The sequence below is a fragment of the Paraburkholderia sp. SIMBA_054 genome (assembly GCF_046534875.1).
Classification (GTDB): Bacteria; Pseudomonadota; Gammaproteobacteria; order Burkholderiales; family Burkholderiaceae; genus Paraburkholderia; species Paraburkholderia hospita.
The window spans coordinates 206193-230418 of sequence record NZ_JAWRXV010000008.1 but is presented as its reverse complement, the minus strand read 5'-3'; the positions used below and the strand labels follow the sequence as shown (position 1 = coordinate 230418).

Sequence of the window (24226 nt, the reverse complement as noted above, 5' to 3'; positions counted from 1 at the left end):
TGACGGCTGGATGAAAGGCGCCGGCGATCCGCCCAAGCGCCTGGAACCCCTAGATCAGGATCACGTGGTCGCTGAGTTGGACGCAATTGCGCCCGCCGCGTTTCGCGCTGTACAGCGCTTCGTCGGCATCTCTCGCCAGTTGCTCGATGGTCGCGTCGCTCGCGGCCATGCACGCGACACCGATACTGCATGTGTAGCCAGGCAGCGTCGCATCGTCTTTTTGCGCGACGCGCTGGCGGATACGCTCCGCGTGGTCCCTCGCCTCGTCGGGGCGCACGCGCGGCAACAGTACGGCGAACTCCTCGCCGCCCCAGCGCGCGACATGCCCCGGCGCCGGCAACAGATCGGCGACGCGTTTCGCGAAGTCGATCAGGATGCGATCGCCCGTGGCGTGCCCATATGTATCGTTGACCTGCTTGAAGTGATCGAGATCGATCAGCATCAGCGACAGCAGTCCGCCCGTGCGCATCGTCTTCTCGCGTTCCTGCTGATGCGCGCTCAGAAACGCGCGACGATTCAGCAGCCCAGTCAGCGGGTCCATGAACGACTGCCGTTCGAGCTGGTTACGCAATCTGTCCATCGCGACGAACAACAAGCCGACCGTCACCGTCAGCGACATCAACGCGCTCGTGATCAGATAGATCTTCTGGATGAAGTCGGGAGCAAACAGCCCGGCGCTCGCCCAGGCCGGCACGAACATCGAGATGCCGCGCGCCGCCGTAGCGACCGTCTGCACCAGTTGCATCGAGCCGACGTAGAGCGCCGTATTGCTGCTTTTGCCGAACCGCAGCATGGTCAGGCTGTTCATGCCGAACGTCGCCGTGAGGATCGCGGACATGCACAGCGTGCGTCCCGCCACGGAAGGATGCACCCATGTCATCCAGCTCATCGCGATCACGCCGATTACGAGCAGCAGCGCGACAAAGCGGCGCGAAGGACGCAGCCCATAAAACAACTGACTGCCGATAAGCCACAGCCCTGTGCCGAGAATCAGGCCGACGTTGGCGACGACAATGGAAAGCCAGTCGCCGATGCCGCCGCGCAACGCCAGCAGGATCGCCGACATCGACACGATCAGCGCACCCGAAGCCCAATGCCCGACACCGCGAATATTTGCCGGAAAACCGCGCCCCAGAGAGAACATGACGAGCGCCATCAAGCCTGGCATGACTGACGACATCAGAATGACGGTGCGAAGATCGAAGGCTGGCATACGGCTCCGGGGCGGGCTCGCGACATGAAAATCATCCGTTTCATGTGCGCTTGCGGGACAGCCTCGCAATATACCTCAGCCCGTGCCGCCGTCACTCGAGCAGCTTCAGCACGGTCTGCGGCATCGAATTGGCCTGCGCCAGCACCGAGATGCCCGCCTGCTGCAGCACTTGTGCCTTCGACAGATTCGCCGTTTCGGTCGCGAAGTCCGCGTCGGTGATCTGCGAACGCGCGGAGCTCATGTTTGTTGCTTGCGTGTTCGTCGTCGAGATGGCAGCCTGGAACGTGTTCTGCGTTGCGCCGAGCGTTGCCTGGAAGGTGTTGACGCTCGTGAGAACGCTATCGATCGTGCTCATTGCGGCCTGAGCACCCGATGCGTTCGAAACCGACAGCCCGCTGACGCCGAGGCTGCCTGCATCCCATTTCTGCGAGCCGAAGTCGGCCGTGATCTGTTGGTTGTCGAATGCGCCGATCTGGAAGTTGATCGTACCGATGCCGCTCAGAACGGACTGGCCGTTGAACGTGGTCTGTTGCGCGACGCGCGTGATTTCCGTCAAGCGGGTCGACACTTCCGACTGCAGGTTCGCCAGCGCGTTCGAATCGAGCGAGCCGTCGCCCGCTTCCACTGCGAGCTGGCGAATACGCTGCAGGTTACTGACGATCGATTGCAGCGCGCCGTTCGTCGTCTGCACCATCGAAATGCCGTTGTTCGCATTCGCAGCCCCTTGCGTAAGTGCATTGATCGACGCCGTTTGCGTCGTCGAAATCGCGAGACCGGCCGCATCGTCGGCGGCGGTATTTACGCGCTTGCCCGACGACAGACGGCCGATCGCCTGCGAGAGCGCGCTTTGCGAGCCCGACAGGTTGTTCTGCGCCGTCAGCGACATGATGTTGGTGTTGATGTTCAGCATTCGCTTCCTCGTTCCTCAATAACTGCCATTAAAGACCTTTTGCTTCGCCTGCGTGTAAAAGCATTCATTCACGGCGTTGCTTCTTTTCTAACGGTTCGATAACGGCAAAATTAAGAGCGGAAAACCTTTCATTCATACCATTTACGCTTACTTCAACTTTCTTACCGGATATTTTTAAAGAGCATAAAAAAACCCGCATGCACGAATTGCGCATGCGGGTTTTGCATCAGATGCAATGCATCAGAACTTGTGGCGAATCCCCACAATCGCGATCTCTTGCGTGCTCGTGCCGTTATAGCCGTACGAGCCGATCGATGCCTGCGCTGCCTGCGTCGTGCCATCGGACAGACGCTGCGTGCCGTTGGCATGCTGATACGCTGCGACGGCGTAGAAGTCGGTGCGCTTGGACAGGTTGTAGTCCGCGCCCAGGCTGACCTGGTGATAATGCGCCGACGTATCGCCCGATGCCGCCGTGTACGCATAGCCCACGCCAGCGATCAAAGCGGGCGTTGCCTGGTACGCGACGAATGCCTTGCCGCTGTTGTACTTCTCGGTCGTCGAGAAGCTCGAGCTTGCATCGGCCTTCAGTTGCGTGTTGCTGTACGACGCGCCCAGCGTCACGGAGCCGAGTACGTACTGGCCGCCCAGTTGAGCGATGCTGACCGATTTCGCGCTCACGTAACCGTCGTTGATGTGGCTGTCGAAGATCGAGTCCGTCGTGCTGCTCGCCCAACTCGTGCGCCCGCCCGTTGCGGAGTTGTTGGTTGCGCGCAGATAGCCTGCCGCCAGCGACAGATTGCCGACCGAGTACGTCGCCGCGCCGCTATACGTGTAGCCTTGGCCCGTCTGGCCAGCCACGCCGCTGAATGCATACAGGCCTTCGAACTGGAAGCCCGCGTAGTTCGGCGACACATACTTGACGGCGTTCGACACGCGCGCGCTGTTGTCGTTGTTGTCGACGTCGCCCGGCGTCGCGAACGTGGAGCCGAAGTAGTTGTCGGCGGTGACGCCTTGAACGGTATCCGTGATCGGGTCGTACTGACGGCCCAGCGTGACGGTGCCCCACTTGTCGCCCTGGAAGCCCACGTAAGCCTGGCGGCCGAACAGACGCGAACCCTGGCCCATCTTGCCCGTGCCGACATCGAAGCCGCTTTCCAGCGCGAAGATCGTCTTCAGGCCGCCGCCAAGATCTTCACTGCCCTTCAGGCCCCAGCGGTCGCCGCTGAGGTTGCCGTTGATCATGCCCGTCAGGTTGCTGTTCGAGTCGGCGTTGTGAACGTAGCCGATACCTGCATCGATAAGCCCGTAGAGCGTGACGCTGTTCTGTGCATGAGCCGCGATCGTCATCGAGCTCAACGTGAATGCAACAGCCGCAATTGCAGTTCTTTTCATCTGTTCCTCTATCACTCGTTTAAAAATGTATTGCGATCGCGAGAATACAGGCGCTTAAAAGTCGATAAATTACTTGTTGGTTATATGCAACTGATTAGCTTTCCTGCCTTTTATAAAGCAAAAAAGGCTATGTGAATACACATAGCCGAAGCCCGGAATCATTATTCATCTGCGTGGAAGGAGAGAATATGAAGCGATTTCCAGACAGGCGCCAATCTAGGTGACGCGATTTTTGAAGTCAACGCGTGAGGATCAATGACGCGTTTCCTAATCTTTCTTTCTTGCTGCGGATAAGCGAATCGATATCGCTGATGCGTGATGTTGACCGCACACGAAACGACGTTTTGGCTGCTGCAGCGTGAGGGACGTTCACGCGATGTCGCCCGTAGCATTCGCGGTTGCGTTGCGATGTCCGACAAGCCAGTCCGACGCATCTCGTTAATTCGCTCGACGCGAGCACACAAGCGCTTTGCAGCCGCCACGACTCGTAAGCCAAACCCGGCCGTTCGTTGTAGGACAACGTATAATGCAGATAAGTCTCGAAAATCCCCAGGAGCGTTACATGGCCGCGTCTGCAGCACCAGGTTCGACCCCACGGCGGGCACGCGGGAGCCTTGCTGATCAGGTCGTCGCCTATGTCAACGAGCAGGTTACTTCGCACGCGCTAAAACCGGGCGATCAACTGCCGACCGAAACAACGCTGATGTCCTTGCTTGGCGTCAGCCGCACCGTCGTACGCGAAGCCATTTCGCGTCTGCAGGCCAATCGCGTGATCGAAACGCGCCACGGGATCGGCAGTTTCGTACTGGAGCCGCGCCGCGAGCCACTCGGTCTGGACATGGTGCCCGCCACCACGTTGAACGATGTGCTGTCGGTGCTGGAATTGCGCATCAGCCTCGAGACGGAATGCGCGGGGCTCGCCGCGCAGCGCGCAAGCGAACGCGATATCGCGAAGATTCGCGCGGCGCTCGACGCCATCGAAGAAACGAGCCGCGTCGGCGGTGACAGCACGGCCGCCGATCTGCGCTTTCATATTTCAATTGCGAGCTCGACGGGCAACCGCTATTTCGTCGACATTCTCACGCAGTTGGGCACGGCGCTGATTCCGCGGCATCGCGTGGATTCGGCTGGGCTCGCGCAAAGCGATCCCAACGCCTATATGGCGCGTGTGAATCTCGAACACGAAAATATTCTCGATGCGATCGCGCGCAAAGACCCTGATGGTGCACGCGCGGCGATGCGCATGCATCTGTCGAGCAGCCGCGAACGCCTGCGCCGCGCAAGCGCCCAAGCGGAAGAAGCGGCGGCGACACGCGCGGTGTAAAGCACTACGTCGATCAAACGAAGAAGCGGCCTGAATACATGGCCGCTTTTTCGTTACAAAGCCAATCGCGTCAGATGATCACGCGTTGACGATCTGCCCATCGCGACGACGCCAGAGTCCGAGCGGATTATCGTCGGCCAGCGCCTGCGGCAATAGTTCAGCCGGAAAATCCTGATAACACACAGGACGCAGAAAGCGCTCGATCGACGTCGAGCCGACGGACGTCACGCGGCTGTCCGCCGTTGCCGGGAACGGCCCGCCGTGCACCATCGCGTGACACACTTCGACGCCCGTCGGGAAACCGTTGACGAGCAGACGCCCCGCCTTGCGCTCCAGAATCGGCACCAGCTTCTTCGCGAGTTGCACGTCGTCGCGATCCATTGCAATCGTCGCTGTCAGTTGTCCCGCGAAGTGCTCCGCCACCGCGAGAAGTTCCTGCTCGTCCTTGCACCGCACAATGGTCGATGCGGGACCGAACACCTCGTCTTCCAGTTCGGGCTTCTTCAGAAAGACGGCTGCATCGGTGACGAACAGTGCCGCGCACGCCTGCGTCGGCCCCGTTGCTTCGAGACCCTGCGCAACGGGCTCGACGCCTTGGATGGCAGCGAGCCTCGCCTCGCCCTCCTGATACGCGGCATGAATGCCCGACGTGAGCATCGTCTGCGCGGGCTTCTGATCGAGCGCCTGCGCCGCGGCTTGCGTGAACGCGCGCAGTTCGGGACCGTCGATACCGATCACCAGCCCCGGATTCGTACAGAACTGCCCCGCGCCGAGCGCGAGCGAATCCACGAAACCACGCGCGATCGCGTCGCCACGCGCAGCCAGTGCAACGGGTAACAGAAACACGGGATTGATGCTGCTCATTTCCGCGTACACAGGAATGGGCTCGGGACGATTCGCCGCGACCTTCATCAGCGACGTGCCGCCCGCGCGCGAGCCCGTGAAGCCGACCGCCCTGATGGCCGGATGCGCGACGAGCGCCTCGCCGACCGTGCTGCCCGCGCCGACGATCATCGAGAACACGCCTTCGGGCAAGTTCATTTCGGCCGCCACGCGCTGAATGACGCGCCCGACCATCTCCGACGTACCGAGGTGAGCACGATGCGCCTTGACGACGACCGGGCATCCGGCGGCCAGCGCCGCCGCCGTGTCGCCGCCCGCCACCGAGAACGCGAGCGGAAAGTTGCTCGCGCCGAACACGGCCACCGGCCCAACGGCAATCTTCTGCATGCGCAGATCCGAGCGCGGCAACGGCTTGCGCTCGGGCAACGGCGAATCGAGCGTCGCTGTGAGCCATTGGCCCGCGCGCACTTCATTGGCGAACAGCTTCAACTGCCCCGTGGTACGTGCGCGCTCGCCTTCCAGCCGCGCCTTCGGCAGCCCGGATTCGACGTGCGCGCGTTCGATCAATGCATCGCCGAGCGCCGTGATGCCATCCGCGATCCGCTCCAGAAACTCGGCCCGCTGTGAAAGCGGAAGATGCCGGTAGGTGTCGAAAGCGTGCGCGGCCAGCTCGCAGGCGCGCGAGACGTCCTCTACCGTGCCGCTGCCGAAAACGGGCGTGTCGATCTCCTCGCCCGTCGATGGATTGAATGCGCGCAGCGCCCTGTCTGCGCCATGAACCGCCTGCCGCCCGATCAGCATGTCACCTGTCAATTGCACGATGTCTCTTCTCCATTTGGCTGATTTAACATCGGTCATCGTACAACATACATCGATCATGACGCAATGCGCGCTTCAAGCGGCGCGGCGTTTGCCATAAGCCTTCAGGGTTTACCATTCTTTCTCGCAGTCAACTGACAACGTATCTTGTGTTCGGACGTCCTATGACATACCATATTTCGCAAGACGCACTTCGCCGGGCAGGCAGCGCCCACCCCAGGAGAAAGAGATGGCTTTGTCGTCACCGCATCAACCGTATCAACCCTATCAACCACTACCGAATAGCTTTCGCGCCGCCGTCAAAAACGGCGAGCGCCTGATCGGCTGCTGGGCATCACTGGCCAGCCCGATCACGACCGAACTGCTCGGCACCGTGGGCTTCGACTGGATCCTGCTCGACGCCGAGCACGCGCCCAATGACGAACTCACGCTGATACCACAGCTAATGGCGCTGAAAGACAGCCGCTCCGCGCCCATCGTGCGCCCGCCGTCCAACGACAACGTCATCATCAAGCGCATGCTCGATGCGGGCTTTTTCAACTTCCTGATCCCGTTCGTCGACAGCGCCGACGACGCGCGCCGCGCCGTTGCCGCGACCCGCTACCCGCCGCACGGCATTCGCGGCGTGTCGGTGGGTCAGCGCGGTAATCGGTACGGCGCGGTGACGGACTACCTGCAAGTGGTCAACGACAACATCTGCGTCATCGTGCAGATCGAGAGCCGCGCGGCCGTCGCTGCAATCGACGAGATTCTCGCGGTCGATGGCGTCGATGGCGTCTTCATCGGCCCTTCGGACCTCGCCGCCGCGCATGGCCAACTGGGCAACGCCGGTCACCCCGACGTTCAGCAGGCCATCGCGCATGTCTTCGAACGCGCGAAGGCAGCGGGCAAGCCGTCCGGCATCCTCGCGCACGTGCAGCAGGACGCCGAGCGCTATCTCGGCATGGGCGCCACACTGGTGTCCGTCTGCGCCGACATGGGCGTGTTGCGCAGCGGCGCGCTCAACGTCCGCCAGCACTTCATGCCGGCTTGATCGGCCTTAGCGGCCTGAACGCACGGACGTCACCTCACATCACACTATCGGGAGTAGCGAATGCAAACAGCAGGCTTCATCGGACTCGGCATCATGGGCAAGCCCATGGCGGCCAATCTTCGCAAGAACGGCATCGAGCTCACCGCCTTCACGCGCAGCGGCGTGCCCGACGAACTGACGCAGGCGGGCGTGACGGCATCCGCGAGCCCTGCGGATGTCGCCGCAAAAGCGGACGTGATCTTCATCATGGTGCCGGACACGCCCGACGTCGAGCGCGTGCTGTTCGGCGAGAACGGCGTCGCGAGCAAGCTGCGCCAGGGGCAGATCGTGGTCGACATGAGTTCGATCTCGCCCATCGCCACGCGCGACTTCGCGGCACGCGTGCGTGAGAAAGGTGCGGACTATCTCGATGCGCCCGTATCGGGTGGCGAAGTCGGCGCGAAGGCCGCGTCGCTGACCATCATGGTAGGCGGCGCGCAAGCCACGTTCGACAAGGTCAAGCCGATGTTCGACATGTTGGGGAAGAATGTGTCGCTGATCGGCGAAGTGGGCGCTGGCCAGATCTGCAAGGTCGCGAACCAGGTGATCGTCGCCGCTACGATCGAGGCCGTGGGCGAAGCGCTGCTGCTCGCGTCGAAGGCCGGCGTCGATGCGGAGAAAGTGCGCAAGGCATTGATGGGCGGCTTCGCCTCGTCGCGCATTCTCGAAGTACACGGCGAGCGCATGACGAAGCGCACGTTCGACCCGGGCTTCCGGATCGAACTGCATCAGAAAGATTTGAACCTCGCGCTATCCACCGCGCAAGCGCTCGGCGTTTCGCTGCCGAACACGTCAACCTGCCAGGCGCTGTTCAACGCCTGCGCGGCGCACGGCGGCAAGGCATGGGACCACTCGGGCATGGTTCGCGCGCTCGAATATCTCGCCGACCACGAAATCGGACAGCAGCCGAAATGACGTTTTTCGCAATCGTCTCGAACGCGGTGGATGGCGATCTCGCCGTCTTCCGCGTCGATGGTTCGACGGGCGGCATCGAACGCATCGCACGCCATCCGGCCGGCGACACCGTGATGCCACTCGCCCTCTCCGCCGATGGCCGCGTGCTGCACGCTGCCACGCGCGGCGCGCAGCGGAGCATCGTCACGTATTCGGTCGATCCGCACACGGGCAGTCTCGCGCATCTGCGAACCGCGTCGATCGAGCCGAGTCTCGCGTATCTGTCGCTGACGCCATCGGACGACTGGCTGCTCGGCGCATCGTACGGCGAGTCTTCCGTGAGCCTGTATCGAGCAAGCCCATTGGACAGTGCTGAAATCAGGCCGCGCCAGGTGGTCGAAGGCTTCGTGCATGCGCACGCGGTGATCGCGTCGGCGGATGGACGCTTCGCGTACGCGACGTCGCTTGGTTCCGACACGGTGTTCTGTTTTTTGATCGTCCGCGACGCGAACGACGCAACGCTCGAACTCGTGCAGAAGGTGCCCGTGGAAGCGGGCTTCGGCCCGCGTCATCTGCGCTTGTCGCCCGATGAAAAAACGCTGTATGTGTCGAGCGAATTTCGTGCGACGGTCGCCGTGTTCTCACGCGATGGCGAAACAGGCGCGCTGTCGGCGCGCAGCGTATCGCCGCGCGCACCGTCGCTCGCGCATCTGAACGATGGCTGCCTGCGCACTTCGCAAATCGATGCGGCGACAGCGGCGACGCTCGTCTGGGCCGCCGATTTGCAGGTAACACCCGATGGCCGCTACGTCTACGTCGCTGAGCGCACGTCGAGCCGTCTGATCGCCTACCGCGCGACCCGCGAAGGCTCGCTCGAATACGCTGGCTTCACCGACACGGAAGCGCAACCGCGCGGCTTCATGATCGACCCGTCGGGCCGCTTTCTCGTCGCTTGCGGCGAGAAGTCCGCGCAGGTCGTCGTATATGCGATCGACGCCGACTCGGGCGCCCTCTCTGCCGTTTCGCGCTGCGAGGGCGGACGCGGCGCGAACTGGGTCGAGATCGTCGCGCAGACGTAGCGTTTCACGCCGGACGCGGCAGCGCGAACCTCTTTCATTGAATTTCACAGGCCCATCACAGGCCACTTTTGGGACCCAACCCAGGACCGACTCTCATGTCTACGATTACCCAAGGCGCCCCAACCGTCACCGAATTGCGCGTCGTCCCCGTCGCCGGCCGCGACAGCATGCTGATGAACCTGAGCGGCGCACATGGCCCGTTCTTCACGCGCAACATCGTGATTCTGCGCGACAGCGCGGGCAACACCGGTGTCGGCGAAGTGCCGGGCGGCGAGAACATCCGCAAGACGATCGACGATGCGCGTCCGTTCGTGGTCGGCCAGTCGATCGGCAATCTGCAGGCTGTGCTCAACAAGGTGCGCAAGCAGTTCGCGGATCGCGACGCGGGCGGCCGCGGCTTGCAGACCTTCGATCTGCGCACGACGATCCATGCCGTGACGGCGCTCGAAGCCGCCTTCCTCGACCTGCTCGGCCAGCACCTGGGCGTGCCTGTCGCAGCGCTGCTCGGCGAAGGCCAGCAACGCGACGAAGTCGAAATGCTCGGCTATCTGTTCTACATCGGCGATCGGAAGAAGACGGACCTGCCGTACGCGAGCGGCGCCGAAGGACGCGACGACTGGGAACGCCTGCGCACGGAAGAAGCGCTGACGCCTGAAACCGTCGTGCGTCTCGCCGAAGCCGCACAGGCGCGTTATGGCTTCAACGACTTCAAGCTCAAGGGCGGCGTGCTCGCGGGCGACGCCGAGATCGAAGCGGTGACGGCACTGGCCGAACGCTTCCCTGAAGCACGCGTGACGCTCGATCCGAACGGTGCGTGGTCGCTGGCCGAAGCGATACGCCTGTGCCGCGACCAGCACGACGTGCTTGCGTATGCGGAAGATCCGTGCGGCGCGGAGAACGGCTACTCGGGCCGCGAAGTGATGGCGGAATTCCGCCGTGCGACGGGCCTGCCGACAGCGACCAACATGATCGCCACCGACTGGCGCCAGATGGGCCACGCCATCCAGCTGCAATCGGTCGATATCCCGCTCGCCGACCCGCACTTCTGGACGATGCAGGGCTCGGTGCGCGTCGCGCAGATGTGCAACGACTGGGGCCTCACGTGGGGCTCGCATTCGAACAATCACTTCGACGTTTCGCTCGCGATGTTCACGCATGTCGCGGCGGCTGCGCCGGGCAAGATCACCGCGATCGACACGCACTGGATCTGGCAGGACGGCCAGTATCTGACGCGCGATCCGCTGCAGATCGTCGGCGGCAAGGTGAAGGTGCCGGCGAAGCCGGGCCTTGGCGTCGAACTCGACATGGACGCGCTCGAAAAAGCGCATGCGCTGTATCAGCAGCACGGACTCGGCGCGCGTGACGATGGTGTAGCGATGCAATACCTGATTCCCAACTGGAAGTTCGACAACAAGCGCCCTTGCCTCGTGCGTTGATTCTTCTGGCGCCGGGAACCATTCCGGGATGACGCGGCCTGCGTGGCCGCCAATACTTCAACACTGACTGACACACCCAAGCGAACTCACTCATGACCACGCCACAAGAACTCAAAGCGATCGTATCCGAAGGCCTTCTGTCGTTCCCCGTCACCGACTTCGACAGCAACGGCGACTTCCGTCCCGACACGTATGCCGCGCGCCTGGAATGGCTTGCACCGTATGGCGCGACTGCGCTATTCGCTGCGGGCGGCACGGGTGAGTTCTTCTCGCTGACGAAGTCAGAATATTCGAATGTGATCCGCACCGCGACGGAAACCTGCAAGGGCAAGGTGCCGATTCTCGCGGGCGCGGGCGGCCCGACGCGTGTCGCGATCGAATACGCGCAGGAAGCCGAGCGCAATGGCGCGCAGGGCGTGCTGCTGATGCCGCACTATCTGACGGAAGCGTCGCAGGACGGCATTGCCGCGCACGTCGAGCAGGTGTGCAAGGCGGTGAAGAACATGGGCGTGATCGTTTATAACCGCGCGAATTCGAAGCTCGGGGCGGATTCGTTGGAGCGTCTTGCCGACAAGTGCCCGAACCTGATCGGGTTCAAGGATGGTGTGGGTGATATCGAGAGCATGGTGACCATTCGCCGACGCATGGGCGATCGGTTCTCTTATCTTGGTGGTCTGCCGACTGCTGAAGTTTACGCCGCGGCGTATAAGGCGCTTGGCGTGCCCGTTTATTCTTCTGCTGTGTTCAATTTCATTCCTAAGACGGCGATGGAGTTCTATCGCGCGATTGCTGCGGATGATCATGTCACTACTGGTAAGTTGCTCGATGAGTTCTTTTTGCCTTATCTGGCGATTCGGAATCGTCGTCAAGGTTATGCTGTGAGTATCGTTAAGGCTGGGGCCAAGCTTGTAGGCCATGACGCTGGGCCTGTGCGGGCGCCCCTCACCGATCTGAGCGAAGACGAGGTCGCGCAGCTTGATGTGCTTATCAAGAAGCTTGGAGCGCAGTAAGGGTTTTTTGTCTGCGACGCTGGTGGGGTTTTTGCCTTTGCGGCGATGGCAGTGCTGGTTGGTTTGCCTGTTCTTTGCGCTGGCATCCGCGTTTTGCCTTCGTGCTTCAAGCGTCGCCTGTGCGGGGCGGCACCTACTTTTCTTTGCCGCCGCAAAGAAAAGTAGGCAAAAGAAAGCGGCTCACACCGCCAGCTCTAGTTTCTGCCTGAGGGCCCCCAAAGGGTCTTACGCTTCACACGGCAATCACGTGACCCACGTTCGTTGCCAGCGCTCTAAATGAGCGCCTCACCCGCTTCACTTATCCGCGTCGCAGCATGCCGTGCCAGATATCCCACCGCCGCCCAGGTGGCAAACTGTGTGTAGGCCGTAGAGCCTCGCGCGCCTCACTCTGGATCGATAGCGCACGCGTCCCACCATGTAAGAGCGCTAACGTGTACGTCGCGACAACCTACACACAGTTTGCCACCTGGGCGGCGCAACCATTCGCTGCCGCTCGCCCGTGTATGGGACTTCGAAGCGGGTGAGGCGTTTATTCGAAGCGTTGGCAACGCGCGTCAATAGAGATGTTGCCGTGTGAAGCATAAGACCGGTTGGGGTCCCTCAGGCAAACACAAGGACTGGCGGTGTGAGCCGCTTTCTTTTGCCTACTTTTCTTTGCGGCGGCAAAGAAAAGTAGGTGCCGCCCCGCACAGGGGCAACGCTTGAAGCACGAAGGCATAACGCGGATGCCAGCGCAAAGGCCAAAACACCAAACGGCGACGCATGAAGCACGAAGGCAATACGCGGACGCCAGCGCAAAGGCAAAAAAACCAAACCGCTTATGCAGCAAACATGCCAGCGAAAAACAAAAAAACCAAACCGCCCACACCGCGAAGGTGCCACGCGACCTCTGACGAACCGCGAGCGCGCGGCTTGCAAAACCCACGACAACTGCTTACATCCAACACAAGCCGCGCATGGGCACCCCATGCTGTTGCATCAACCGCACGCGCCCGGCATCAGCCGCGAATCAGCCAAACAAGGCTGGCAGAAGGAAAGCGTCGCAGACAGCCAGCCCATCCCCCCGAACGTCAAAACCTGACATCTGTTTCCCCCGCGACAAGCGGTAACGCCCAGCAACACCCCAGTAACCCGCCCTCAGGCGGACACCCGTAGCATCGTTGTCACCCCGCCCGCCGCATGCCCTCGCGCACGGGCCGTCTCTGACAACCGCTGATGAACCTTTCGCGTCCCTTTATCGAACGCCCGGTGGCGACGACGCTGCTTTCGCTTGGCATCGCGCTCGCAGGCATATTCGCTTTCGTCCGGCTTCCCGTCGCGCCGCTACCGCAAGTCGACTTCCCGACCATCTCCGTGCAGGCCAGTCTGCCCGGCGCAAGTCCGGACACCGTTGCGAACAGCGTCGCGAGTCCGCTCGAACGTCATCTCGGACAGATCGCCGACGTCACCGAAATGACCTCGCAAAGCTCCGTAGGCATGACGCGCATCACGCTGCAATTCGGCCTCGACCGCAACATCGACGGCGCGGCGCGCGACGTGCAGGCCGCGATCAACGCCGCGCGGGCCGATCTGCCTTCGAGCCTCAAGAGCAATCCGACCTATCGCAAGGTCAATCCCGCCGACGCGCCCGTCCTCATTCTCTCGCTCACGTCGCACACGTTGACGCAGGCGAAGCTCTACGATCTCGCGTCGACGATACTCGTGCAGTCGCTATCGCAATTGCCCGGTGTCGGCGAAGTGGATGTGAACGGCTCGGCCAATCCCGCCGTTCGCGTCGAGTTGAATCCGACCGCGCTCTATCACTACGGCATAGGCCTCGAAGACGTTCGCGCGGCGCTCGCATCGGCGAATGCCAACAGTCCCAAAGGAATCATCGAAAGCGAAGGCAGGCGCTTCCAGCTCTATGCGAACGATCAGGCGCGCACCGCCGCGCAATACAAGAACCTCGTGATCGCATATCGCAACGGCGCAGCCGTGCGCCTGTCGGACGTCGCCGAAGTCGTCGATTCCGTCGAGGATCTGCGCAACCTCGGCCTCGCCGGCGACAATCAGCCGTCGGTGCTGGTGATGCTTTACCGGCAGCCCGGCGCGAACATCATCAGTACCGTCGATGGCATCCGCGCGACCGTCGCGCAACTCAAGTCCGCGCTGCCCGCCGATGTCGACATCCTCGAAGCCTCCGACCGCTCGACGACGATCCGCGCCTCGCTGCGCGACACGGAAGCCACACTGCTGATCGCCGTCGCGCTGGTGATACTCGTCGTGTTCTTCTTTCTCGGCAGCGCGCGGGCCGCGTTGATTCCGAGCGCGGCCGTGCCCGTGTCGATCGTCGGCACGTTCGCGGTCATGTATCTGCTCGGCTATTCGATCGACAATCTGTCGCTGATGGCTTTGACCGTCGCAACGGGCTTCGTCGTCGACGATGCGATCGTCGTGCTCGAAAACACCGCGCGGCATCTCGAAGCGGGCAAGTCGCGCATGCAGGCGGCACTGCTCGGCGCGCGCGAAGTCGGCTTTACCGTGCTGTCGATTTCGATCTCGCTGATTGCCGTGTTCATTCCGATCCTGCTGATGGGCGGCATCATCGGGCGGTTGTTTCGAGAGTTTGCGGTGACGCTGTCGGTTGCGATACTCGTCTCGCTCGCCGTATCGCTCACGACGACACCCATGATGTGTTCACGGCTGCTCGCGAGCACAAAGCGCGATAACGGCGGCAACGCATCGCGTATGCAACGTCTCTCGCATTTGCTTACGCAGCCGCTGCAACGCATGCGTGAAGGTTACGCGCGCACGCTCGACTGGTCGCTGCGCCATCCGTTGCTGATGATGTCGTTGCTGCTCGTCACCATCGCGTTGAACGTGTTTCTCTACATCGAGATTCCCAAGGGCTTTTTCCCGCAGGAAGACACGGGCCGGTTGATCGGCGGCATTCAGGGCGATCAGAGCGTGTCGTTTCAGGCGATGGAAACGAAGCTCAAGCAACTGATGCAAATCGTCCGCTCGGACCCTGCGGTGGCGAGCGTGGTCGGCTTCACAGGCGGACGTCAGACCAATACGGGTTTCGTGTTCGTGTCGCTGAAACCGCTGTCGCAACGTAACCAGACTGCCGATGAAGTGATCGCGCGGCTGCGTCCCGAGTTGAACGAAGTGGCGGGCGCGCGTCTCTATTTGCAACCCGTGCAGGACATTCGCGTCGGCGGCAGGCAGAGTAACGCGCAGTATCAGTTGACCTTGCTAGGCGACACGAGCGGCGACGTGTACAAATGGGCGCCGCGCCTGACTCAGGCGTTGCAGGCGCTGCCGGAACTCGAAGACGTCAGCTCGGACCAGCAACAAAGCGGACTCGAAGCCGATGTCGATATCGACCGTGAGACGGCCGCGCGCCTCGGCATCACGCCCGCGCAGATCGACAACACGCTGTACGACGCGTTCGGTCAACGGCTCGTCTCGACGATCTACAACCCGATGAACCAATACTATGTCGTGATGGAAGTCGCGCCGCGTTACTGGCAGCATCCGGAGACGCTGAACGATCTGTACGTCAGCACATCGGGCGGCACGCCGAGCGGCACGCAGTCGACGAATTTTGTCGCGGGTACAGTCAGCGGTCCAAGCGCCCCGAGCACGTCGCAAAGCAGTTCGAATGCCGCGCAAACATCGGGGGTCGCGCAAGCCGTCACGACACCGGGCGGCACCGCGACTCCCACGCAACCCATAGCCGCGTCCGCGACGAGCGCCGATGCAGCCAGCAGCACGAGCGCGGCATCCGACGTCGTCGTCACGCTTCCCACAGCGGGCGCAACGCCGTTCGCGCTAGCCGTTCCCGCACTAAACAGCACGAGTACGAGCGGTACGACCTCGACTACAACGAGCAGCGCCGCCACCGTCGCCGCCGACTCGGCCCGCAACCTCGCGATCAATTCGCTCGCGGCGAGCGGCCATTCCAGCGCATCGGCGGGCACGTCCGTCAGCACCGCGCAGGAAACGATGATTCCATTCAGCGCCTTCGCGCGCTTCAAACCGGGCCACACAGCGCTCGGCGTGAACCATCAGGGCAGTTTCGTCGCCACCACGATCTCCTTCAACCTGCCGCCGCATGAATCGCTCTCGACAGCGATGACAGCCATCAACCGTACGATGATCGACATCGGCATGCCCGCATCCCTTCACGCTAGCTTTGAAGGCACGGCGCGTACCTTCCAGCAGTCGCTGTCGGACGAACCTTTGCTCGTGGCCGCCGCGCTGCTGTCCGTGTATATCGTGCTCGGCGTGCTGTACGAAAGCTACGCGCATCCGCTGACCATTCTGTCGACGCTGCCTTCGGCGGGAGTCGGCGCGCTGCTCGCGCTGATGCTGTTTCACGTCGAGTTCACGGTGATGTCGCTGATCGGCGTCATTTTGCTGATCGGCATCGTCAAGAAGAACGCGATCATGATGGTCGACTTCGCGATCGACGCGTCGCGCTCGGGCATGTCGCCGCGCGACGCGATCTACCACGCCAGCCTGATGCGCTTCCGCCCCATCATGATGACGACCTGCGCCGCGCTGCTCGGCGCGCTGCCGCTCGCGCTGGGCAATAGCGAAGGCGCCGATCTGCGGCGGCCGCTGGGCATTTCGATTGTCGGCGGATTGATCGTGAGCCAGATACTGACGCTGTATACGACGCCCGTGGTGTATCTGTATGTCGACCGCATCGGCGTCTGGCTGCGCTCGCGTTTTGCACGCCGGGCGCTTCAGTAAATACCCGCATGGCGCGATCCATTCCCGCCGTTTGCTCAAATAGATAGCAGAAATAGTTGGTTTGGCCGCCAGATAGCGTTCACTAGACTGCAACTCATCTTGTCATAACAAGTTGAGCCATGTCGAAACCGGCCAGCCCCCTCGCCCCCGTCGCCTCCGTTCCGCTCTACGCGCAGATCAAAGATGCGCTGCGCGTGCAGATTCTCGACGGCACCTACGCACCGCATTCGCAGATGCCGTCCGAGCACGAACTCTGCGCGATGTACGGCGTGAGCCGCATCACCGTGCGCCAGGCGCTCGGCGACCTGCAAAAAGAAGGCCTGTTGTTCAAGCTGCACGGTAAAGGCACGTTTGTATCGAAACCAAAGGCGTTTCAGAACGTGAGTTCGCTGCAGGGCTTCGCGGAAGCGATGTCGTCGATGGGCTATGAGATCGTCAACCAGCTGCGCAGCTTTCGCGTCGTCGAGGCCGATCGCAACGTAGCCGCGCGCCTTGGGCTCGAAGAAGGCGCACCCGTCACGGAAATTCATCGCGTGCGGCTGCTGAACCGCGAGCCCGTATCGCTCGAACTGACGTGGCTTCCCGAAGCGCTCGGCACGCGTCTGGCGAATGCCGATCTCGTCACGCGCGACATCTTCCTGATCCTCGAAAACGACTGCGGCGTGCCGCTCGGCCATGCGGATGTCGCGATCGACGCGATCCTCGCCGACGACGAAATCGTCGACGCTCTGCGGGTCGAGGAAGGCAGCCCGGTGCTGCGCATCGACCGTCTCACGCACGACGCGGCAGGCACGCCGATCGACTACGAACATCTGTACTTTCGCGGCGATGCGTTTCAGTACCGCTTCCGCATCGACCGGGAAAAAGCGGGCAAAAGCGCGAAGCACAACGCAACGAGGAAAGCACGATGAACACCCATGTACTCGAATACGACATCGTCGTGGTCGGCGGCGGAACAGCGGGACCGATGGCCGCTGTCAAGGCGAAGGAAGCCAATCCGAATCTGAAGGTATTGCTGCTCGAAAAAGCCAACGTCAAGCGTAGCGGCGCGATATCGATGGGCATGGACGGCCTGAACAATGCCGTCATTCCCGGCCACGCGACACCCGAGCAATACACGCGCGAAATCACCATCGCCAACGACGGCATCGTCGATCAGGCCGCCGTCTACGCATACGCGAAGCACAGCTTCAAGACGATCGAAGAACTGGATCGTTGGGGCGTGAAGTTCGAAAGAGACGGCACGGGTGACTACGCGGTCAAGAAAGTGCACCACATGGGCTCGTATGTGCTGCCGATGCCCGAAGGACACGACATCAAGAAAGTGCTGTATCGGCAACTGAAACGCGCGCGCATCGCGATCACGAATCGCATCGTCGCGACGCGCCTGTTGACCGACGCGCAGGGCAATGTGAACGGCGTGATGGGCTTCGATTGTCGCACGGCCGAGTTCTACGTGGTTCGTGCGAAAGCGGTGATTCTGTCGTGCGGCGCGGCGGGCCGGCTCGGCTTGCCCGCCTCCGGCTACCTGATGGGCACGTACGAGAACCCGACCAACGCGGGCGACGGCTACGCGATGGCCTATCACGCGGGCGCGGCGCTGGCGAATCTCGAATGCTTCCAGATCAATCCGTTGATCAAGGACTATAACGGTCCCGCCTGCGCGTATGTGACGGGTCCGCTGGGCGGCTTCACGGCGAACGGCAAGGGTGAACGCTTCATCGAATGCGATTACTGGAGCGGCCAGATGATGTGGGAGTTCTATCAGGAACTCCAGAGCGGCAACGGCCCTGTGTTTCTCAAGCTCGATCACCTCGCCGAAGAAACCATCCAGACCATCGAGCAGATCCTGCACACGAACGAACGTCCGAGCCGTGGGCGCTTTCATGCGGGACGCGGCACCGATTACCGGCAGCAGATGGTCGAGATGCATATCTCCGAGATCGGCTTTTGCAGCGGGCACAGCGCGTCGGGCGTGTACGTCAACGAGCGCGCAGAGACGACAGTAGGTGGCCTTTACGCTGCCGGCGACATGGCCGCCGTGCCGCACAACTACATGCTCGGCGCGTTCACGTATGGCTGGTTTGCAGGTCAGAGCGCAGCCGCCTTCGTTGCGGGCCGCGAACATGCGCCGCTCGATCACGAACAGATCGATGCCGAACGCGCGCGCGTCTATGCGCCGCTCGAACTCGAGCATGGGCTTGCACCTGCGCAAGTCGAGTACAAGCTGCGCCGCATGGTCAACGACTATCTTCAGCCGCCCAAGGTGACGCGCAAGATGGAAATCGGCCTGCAACGCTTCGAGGAAATCGCCGACGACATCGCGTCGATCAAGGCCACGCATCCGCATGAACTGATGCGCGCCGCCGAAGTGCGTGCGATCCGCGATTGCGCCGAAATGGCCGCGCGCGCGTCGCTGTATCGCACCGAAAGCCGCTGGGGTCTGTATCACCACCGCGTCGATTATCCGCAGCGCAACGACGCCGACTGGTTCTGCCATACGCATCTGCGCAAGGATGCATCGGACCGCATGACCAGCGAGAAGCGCGCTATCGAACCGTACATCGTGCCGCTCGATGAACGCGAACGCGGCTCGTACAGCAACCTGCGCATTCACGACGACAAACCCGATCCGCGCGCGAACGCCCAGGCGCTCGCCGATGTGACCGCCTGACAGGAGCACCGCGATGTCCTTCACCCCACACGACATTCTTCATCGAAGCGCGGCACCCGTCACGATCGACGAAAGCAAATGCATCGCCGACAAAGGCTGCACGGTATGCGTCGACGTTTGCCCGCTCGATCTGCTCGCGATCGACGTCAGCAAAGGCAAGGCCTATATGCAGTTCGACGAATGCTGGTACTGCATGCCATGCGAACAGGATTGCCCGACGGGCGCCGTGAAAGTCGATATTCCCTATCTGCTGCGCTAGCGAGACGACGCGAGCACACAGCACTCACTGTCCTTGCATTGACACCAACGAAAGAGCCGACATCATGACCATCCGCTACGCTCTACCGCACTTCATCTCTGTTGCTTCCCTCGCCCTCGCATTCACTGCGGGCTCGGCGCATGCCGAAACGATCCGCGTCGCCATCGGCACGCAGGACACGACGATCAACTGCGCGACAGGCGGCTTGCTGATCCGCGAACTGAATCTGCTCGACAAGTATCTGCCGCATACGGGCAAATACAAGGACGTGACCTACGACGTGCAATGGAAAGACTTCACGTCCGGCGCGCCGATCACGAACGAGATGGTCGCGGGCAAGCTCGACTTCGGCGTGATGGCGGATTTTCCGGGCTCGCTGAATGGCGCGGCGTTCCAGAAGGCGGGCCGCAAGAGCGAGTTCATTACGGTGTTGTCGGGCAGCGTAGAGGGCAGCGGCAACGGCATCGTCGTGCCTGAGAATTCGCCGATCCGTTCGATTGCCGACCTCAAGGGAAAAACGATTTCCGTCCCCTTCGCATCGACGTCGCACGGCATGCTGCTGCGCGCGATCAAGGCGCAAGGCTGGAACCCCGAAACCGACGTGAACATCATCACGCAGGCGCCGGAAGTGGCGGGCAGCGCGCTGAAGGCGAACAAGATCGACGCGCATGCGGACTTCGTGCCGTTCGCGGATCTGTTTCCTTATCGCGGCATCGCGCGCAAGATTTACGACGGCGCGCAAAGCCATGTGCCCACCTATCACGGTGCGCTCGTCGATGCGGCCTATGCGCAGAAGTACCCCGAAGTGGTCGTCGCGTACCTGCGCGCCGCCATCGAGGCGAACCGTCTGATCGCGCAAGACCCCGAGAGATACAGCCTGCTGATCCAGAAGACGACGGGCATCGAAGCACCCGTCGACTATCTGTATCACGGTCCGCTCGGCCTGCAGACACGCGACCTTACATGGAAGCCGGAGTACCGGCAGGCCACGGCGACCGCAATCGAAACGCTGAAGCTGCTGAAGAAAACGGACGTCGATCTGGACGTGAACACGTTCATCGACGACCGGTATATCCGCCAGGCGTTCAAGGAATCCGGACTCGACTACGACGCCGCGCTGAAGAACTACGCGAAGCAACCGCTCGTCGCCAACGACGCCGTGACAGGCAAGCCAATTCGCGACTTCAACGACGTCGCCCAGGTGTGGCTCGACAACGAAGCGAAGGTCCGCAATTACGCATCGGCGGATGAAGCGTTCGCGGCACTCGGCAAGATCGAGCAGTCGGGCGTCAAGGCGCGTGCCGTGTTCGTTCACGATCACGCAAGCGGCCTCAAGCTGTTCGCGAATCAGGCGTGGTATGTGAAGGACGCACACGGCGCGATCACCGCGTTCCTGCTGAAAGCCGGCGCTGACCAGTACGCGCAACAGGTTTCGGGCTCCGTCGTTGATTATGCCGCCGCGAAAACGGGCGCGGCGCAAGCCGTCGCGTCGCGCTGAACGCGTTTCATCGTCACGCCACATCGGGAAAACGTCTATGGCCGCCACCTTTGAACTCCGCGACAGACGCGAATCGACACGCCGACGCGCGCCCTTCTTCACGCCAACGACCAAACGTCGTGCGTGGCGCGCGGCATCGCTCGCGGTATGCGTCGCGCTCTGGCAACTGGCCGTGCACTTCAGGCTGTCGGCGGGCTTCATCACGTTCGCGAACGTGCCCGCGCCTTCCGATGCCCTGCCCGCCCTGTGGTCGCTGCTGCATTCGCCGAAGCTGCCGATGCATCTGGCCGCGAGCATCTGGCGCGTGCTGGCGGGCTTCTGTGCCGCGACGGTGGTCGGCGTCGGCCTGGGTCTCGCGATTGGCCGCTACCGCGCCATAGAAGATACCGCGCTGCCCGCGCTCGAAGTGCTGCGCCCCATTCCCGCCGTCGCATGGATACCGCTCGCGATCCTGATGTTTCCGTCATCGGAACTCAGCATGATGTTCATCACGTTCATCGGCGCGCTGTTCCCGATCCTGCTCAATACCGTGCATGGCGTGGAAGGCATCGATCCACGGCTCGTTGCGACGGCCCGCAGTCTCGGCACGAAGCCGCTTGCGCTCTATACGGAAGTGATACTGCCTGGCGCCGCGCCCGCGATATTCACGGGCCTCGCGATCGGCATGGGGACCGCGTGGTTCTGTCTCGTCACCGCAGAGATGATCGCGGGTCAATACGGAATCGGCTACTTCACGTGGGAGTCTTACACGTTGCAGAACTACCCGGATATCGTCGTCGGCATGGCGCTGATCGGCGCGCTCGGGATGGGCAGCAGCGTGCTCGTCAAACGTCTCGGCGTCGCGCTAACGCCGTGGTACAGACTGCAGGAGACCCGCCGATGAGCAGCGTCGCCATTGAAGCCGCCACCACGGCGGCAAGCATCAGCGTGCGCGGCCTTGCGGTAGAAGTCGGTCCGCCGCATGCACGCATCGCCACGCTCGACGGTCTCGACGTCGATATCGCGCCCGGTCAGTTCGTCTGCGTGCTCGGCCCTTCGGGCTGCGGCAAGTCGACCTTGCTCGGCGCGATAGCGGGCCACATCGCCGCGACGCAAGGCATGATCGCCGTCGACGATGAAGCCGTCGACCGTCCGCATCCCGAACGCGGCCTCGTGTTTCAGCAGCACACGCTGTTTCCGTGGAAGCGCGTGATCGACAACGTCGCGTTCGGCCTCAAGATGAAGGGACTCGGCGCGAGCGAGCGCCGCAGGCAGGCGGCCGAACTGCTGGAACTCGTCGGGCTCGGCGGCTTCGACTCGCATTATCCGGCGCAGCTATCGGGCGGCATGCAGCAGCGCGTCGAGATCGCGCGCGTGCTGATCAACCGGCCGCGCGTGCTGCTGATGGACGAGCCGTTCGGCGCGCTCGACGCGCAAACGCGCCGCATGATGCAGACCTTGCTGCTCGATATCTGGGCGAAGGTGCGCACCACCATCGTGTTCGTCACACACGACATCGAAGAAGCGCTGTTTCTCGCCGACCGCATCCTGATGCTGTCGCAGCGCCCGGCGCGGGTGGTCGCGGATATTCCCGTGCCGCTGCCGCGCCCGCGCCGCGACGATACGACGCTCGACCTCGCCTTCATCGATATCAAGCGCCAATGCCTTGCACTGCTGCGCGAGATGGCATGACGCCGCGCAACTTCACACTTTGATCGTCCATGACCGACCCGACCATTCTGACCTACGATCCGCAAACACTCGCGCCGGAAGCGGCGGCGTTACTGCCGCGTCTCGCGGATGCCGATGCCGTCGTGCGACGCATCGCGCTGCTCGAACTCGCCGACCTCGAAGACCCCGATGCGCTGCAACCCATCGTCGCCGCGCTGAAGCACGATGAGTCCGCCGACGTGCGCAGCGAAGCGGCGCGCGTGCTCGGCGCATGGGAGCAACGGGAGATCGTCGCGGCGTTGTGCGAGGCGTTGACCGATGCGGAACGGGATGTGCGCGAAGCGGCTGCGTCGAGTCTGTCGGCGTTGAAGGACGCGTCTTCCGGCGAAGTGTTGTGCGCGTGGGTCGATCATCCCGAGCCGTTCGTGAAAGCGGCCATACTGCGCGCATTGCGCGAACTGCGTTATGCCGACGCGTTTTCAGCCGCAGTACGCGCGCTCGATCACGACGATCCAGGCGTACGCATCGAAGCTGTCGGCGTGCTCGGTTGGCTCAAGGATGCGCGCGCGCTCGTGCCGCTCGCGCGTGTCGCGACGCGTGACACCAGTGCGGAGATTCGCCGCGTGGCCGTCGGCGCATTGGGTTTCGCGCCAGCGGACGATGCCGCGATAGCCGACGCGCTGCTACACACACTCGCCGATTCGGCGTGGCAAGTCCGCGAAGAAGCCGCAACGACGCTCGGCAAGCTGCGTGCACAATCCGCTCGCGACGCACTGATTGCCGCGCTCGATGACGCCTACTGGCAAGTGCGCCTGCGCGCGGCGCGGGCTTTGGGTCAACTGGGCGACCGCGCCGCCGCGCAGCCGCTAGTCGCGCTGCTGTCGCATCCAATCAGCAACTTGCGCAAGGAAGCGGCGCTCGCGCTCGGCGAACTGCGCGATCCATCTACACTAGCCGCGCTGGAACACGCACTCAACGACGCCGATCCCGAAGTCCGCAAGGCTGTGCGGATCGCGTTGCAGCAGATCGGGCAAAGCGCTCGATGAAAACCCCTCGGCACATCGAGATCGACCACACAGCGCACACGCTGACGCTGCATTGGCCCGACGGCGCGACGCAGTGTGTCGCGCATCGCGTGTTGCGGCAGCTTTGCCCTTGCGCCGAATGCAAGCGTCTACGCCTGCGTGGCGGTGAGCCCGTCGTCCCGGACGACATCGCCGTGCTGGACGTTCGCCCCGCCGGATACGGCGTCCAACTGCTGTTCAGCGATAGCCACGAACGTGGCATTTTCCCGTGGGAGTTTCTGGAACGCCTGCCAGCCACGCTCTGATTCACGCATGTCGAGCCATGTCTAACATGCGCACTCGATATCTTTATCTGAATTTACTATTTAAATTCTGCATAACGCAGTGA

At 62.4% G+C, this 24226-nt stretch carries 19 protein-coding genes; 15 read left to right on the top strand and 4 right to left on the bottom strand.

All coding sequences use genetic code 11. The features are described from left to right. Positions 1–49: 49 nt before the first annotated feature. The 3 genes from SB822_RS12615 to SB822_RS12605 all read right to left on the bottom strand — a co-directional run bounded on the left by SB822_RS12615 (position 50) and on the right by SB822_RS12605 (position 3515). Positions 50–1213: a sensor domain-containing diguanylate cyclase gene (locus tag SB822_RS12615; protein ID WP_007733771.1), complete on the bottom strand. Its 1164-nt coding sequence runs from the start codon at positions 1211–1213 to the stop codon at positions 50–52. Positions 1214–1304: 91 nt separating this feature from the next. After that, positions 1305–2123 (bottom strand): flagellin domain-containing protein, encoded by an 819-nt coding sequence (locus tag SB822_RS12610; RefSeq protein ID WP_410854821.1) that lies wholly within the window; start codon positions 2121–2123, stop codon positions 1305–1307. 240 nt (positions 2124–2363) lie between these two features. Then, positions 2364–3515, bottom strand: a complete 1152-nt coding sequence (locus SB822_RS12605) for a porin (RefSeq protein WP_410854820.1) — start codon at positions 3513–3515, stop codon at positions 2364–2366. 562 nt (positions 3516–4077) lie between these two features. Here SB822_RS12605 and SB822_RS12600 point away from each other — a divergent pair. Beyond that, on the top strand, positions 4078–4839 hold the full coding sequence (locus SB822_RS12600) for a FadR/GntR family transcriptional regulator (protein WP_410854819.1): 762 nt from the start codon (positions 4078–4080) through the stop codon (positions 4837–4839). Between the two features lie 78 nt (positions 4840–4917). Here the strand turns inward: SB822_RS12600 and SB822_RS12595 are convergent, their stop codons facing one another. After that, a complete protein-coding gene (locus SB822_RS12595) occupies positions 4918–6501 on the bottom strand; it encodes an aldehyde dehydrogenase (NADP(+)) (RefSeq protein ID WP_410854818.1) in 1584 nt (527 codons plus the stop codon). Positions 6502–6730: 229 nt separating this feature from the next. On the opposite strand from SB822_RS12595, the gene garL reads away from it, so the two are divergent. From garL to SB822_RS12525, 14 genes are all read left to right on the top strand, one after another. Further along, on the top strand, positions 6731–7534 hold the full coding sequence (garL, locus tag SB822_RS12590) for a 2-dehydro-3-deoxyglucarate aldolase (protein ID WP_410854817.1): 804 nt from the start codon (positions 6731–6733) through the stop codon (positions 7532–7534). Between the two features lie 60 nt (positions 7535–7594). After that, positions 7595–8488, top strand: coding sequence for a 2-hydroxy-3-oxopropionate reductase (locus SB822_RS12585; protein WP_410854816.1), 894 nt, complete (start codon positions 7595–7597; stop codon positions 8486–8488). After that, positions 8485–9546: a lactonase family protein gene (locus SB822_RS12580; protein WP_410854815.1), complete on the top strand. Its 1062-nt coding sequence runs from the start codon at positions 8485–8487 to the stop codon at positions 9544–9546. Before SB822_RS12585 ends, SB822_RS12580 begins: the two co-directional genes overlap by 4 nt. Positions 9547–9641: 95 nt before the next feature. Then, the gene (gene gudD, locus SB822_RS12575; RefSeq protein WP_007746472.1) at positions 9642–10982 is read left to right on the top strand and encodes a glucarate dehydratase; all 1341 of its coding nucleotides are present in this window, start codon (positions 9642–9644) and stop codon (positions 10980–10982) included. A 92-nt stretch (positions 10983–11074) separates the two neighbouring features. After that, on the top strand, positions 11075–11992 hold the full coding sequence (gene kdgD, locus SB822_RS12570; protein WP_086918159.1) for a 5-dehydro-4-deoxyglucarate dehydratase: 918 nt from the start codon (positions 11075–11077) through the stop codon (positions 11990–11992). A gap of 1215 nt (positions 11993–13207) precedes the next feature. Further along, a complete protein-coding gene (locus SB822_RS12565; RefSeq protein ID WP_410854814.1) occupies positions 13208–16732 on the top strand; it encodes an efflux RND transporter permease subunit in 3525 nt (1174 codons plus the stop codon). A 119-nt stretch (positions 16733–16851) separates the two neighbouring features. After that, complete coding sequence (locus SB822_RS12560; protein ID WP_114223197.1) at positions 16852–17643, top strand: GntR family transcriptional regulator; 792 nt, start codon at positions 16852–16854, stop codon at positions 17641–17643. Beyond that, positions 17640–19406 carry a fumarate reductase/succinate dehydrogenase flavoprotein subunit gene (locus tag SB822_RS12555; protein ID WP_410854813.1) on the top strand — a complete coding sequence of 589 codons (1767 nt, stop codon included), beginning with the start codon at positions 17640–17642 and terminating at the stop codon, positions 19404–19406. The genes SB822_RS12560 and SB822_RS12555 overlap by 4 nt, the downstream gene beginning before the upstream one ends. 13 nt (positions 19407–19419) lie before the next feature. Continuing rightward, positions 19420–19665 (top strand): ferredoxin family protein, encoded by a 246-nt coding sequence (locus SB822_RS12550; protein WP_035995390.1) that lies wholly within the window; start codon positions 19420–19422, stop codon positions 19663–19665. 64 nt (positions 19666–19729) lie between these two features. Next, on the top strand, positions 19730–21163 hold the full coding sequence (locus SB822_RS12545) for an ABC transporter substrate-binding protein (RefSeq protein ID WP_410854812.1): 1434 nt from the start codon (positions 19730–19732) through the stop codon (positions 21161–21163). Positions 21164–21200: 37 nt separating this feature from the next. Next, positions 21201–22046, top strand: a complete 846-nt coding sequence (locus SB822_RS12540; RefSeq protein ID WP_086915207.1) for an ABC transporter permease — start codon at positions 21201–21203, stop codon at positions 22044–22046. Then, the gene (locus SB822_RS12535) at positions 22043–22834 is read left to right on the top strand and encodes an ABC transporter ATP-binding protein (RefSeq protein WP_410854811.1); all 792 of its coding nucleotides are present in this window, start codon (positions 22043–22045) and stop codon (positions 22832–22834) included. Before SB822_RS12540 ends, SB822_RS12535 begins: the two co-directional genes overlap by 4 nt. Before the next feature lie 29 nt (positions 22835–22863). Beyond that, positions 22864–23859: a HEAT repeat domain-containing protein gene (locus tag SB822_RS12530; protein ID WP_410854810.1), complete on the top strand. Its 996-nt coding sequence runs from the start codon at positions 22864–22866 to the stop codon at positions 23857–23859. After that, positions 23856–24143: a gamma-butyrobetaine hydroxylase-like domain-containing protein gene (locus SB822_RS12525; protein ID WP_007747622.1), complete on the top strand. Its 288-nt coding sequence runs from the start codon at positions 23856–23858 to the stop codon at positions 24141–24143. The genes SB822_RS12530 and SB822_RS12525 overlap by 4 nt, the downstream gene beginning before the upstream one ends. Positions 24144–24226: the final 83 nt, after the last annotated feature.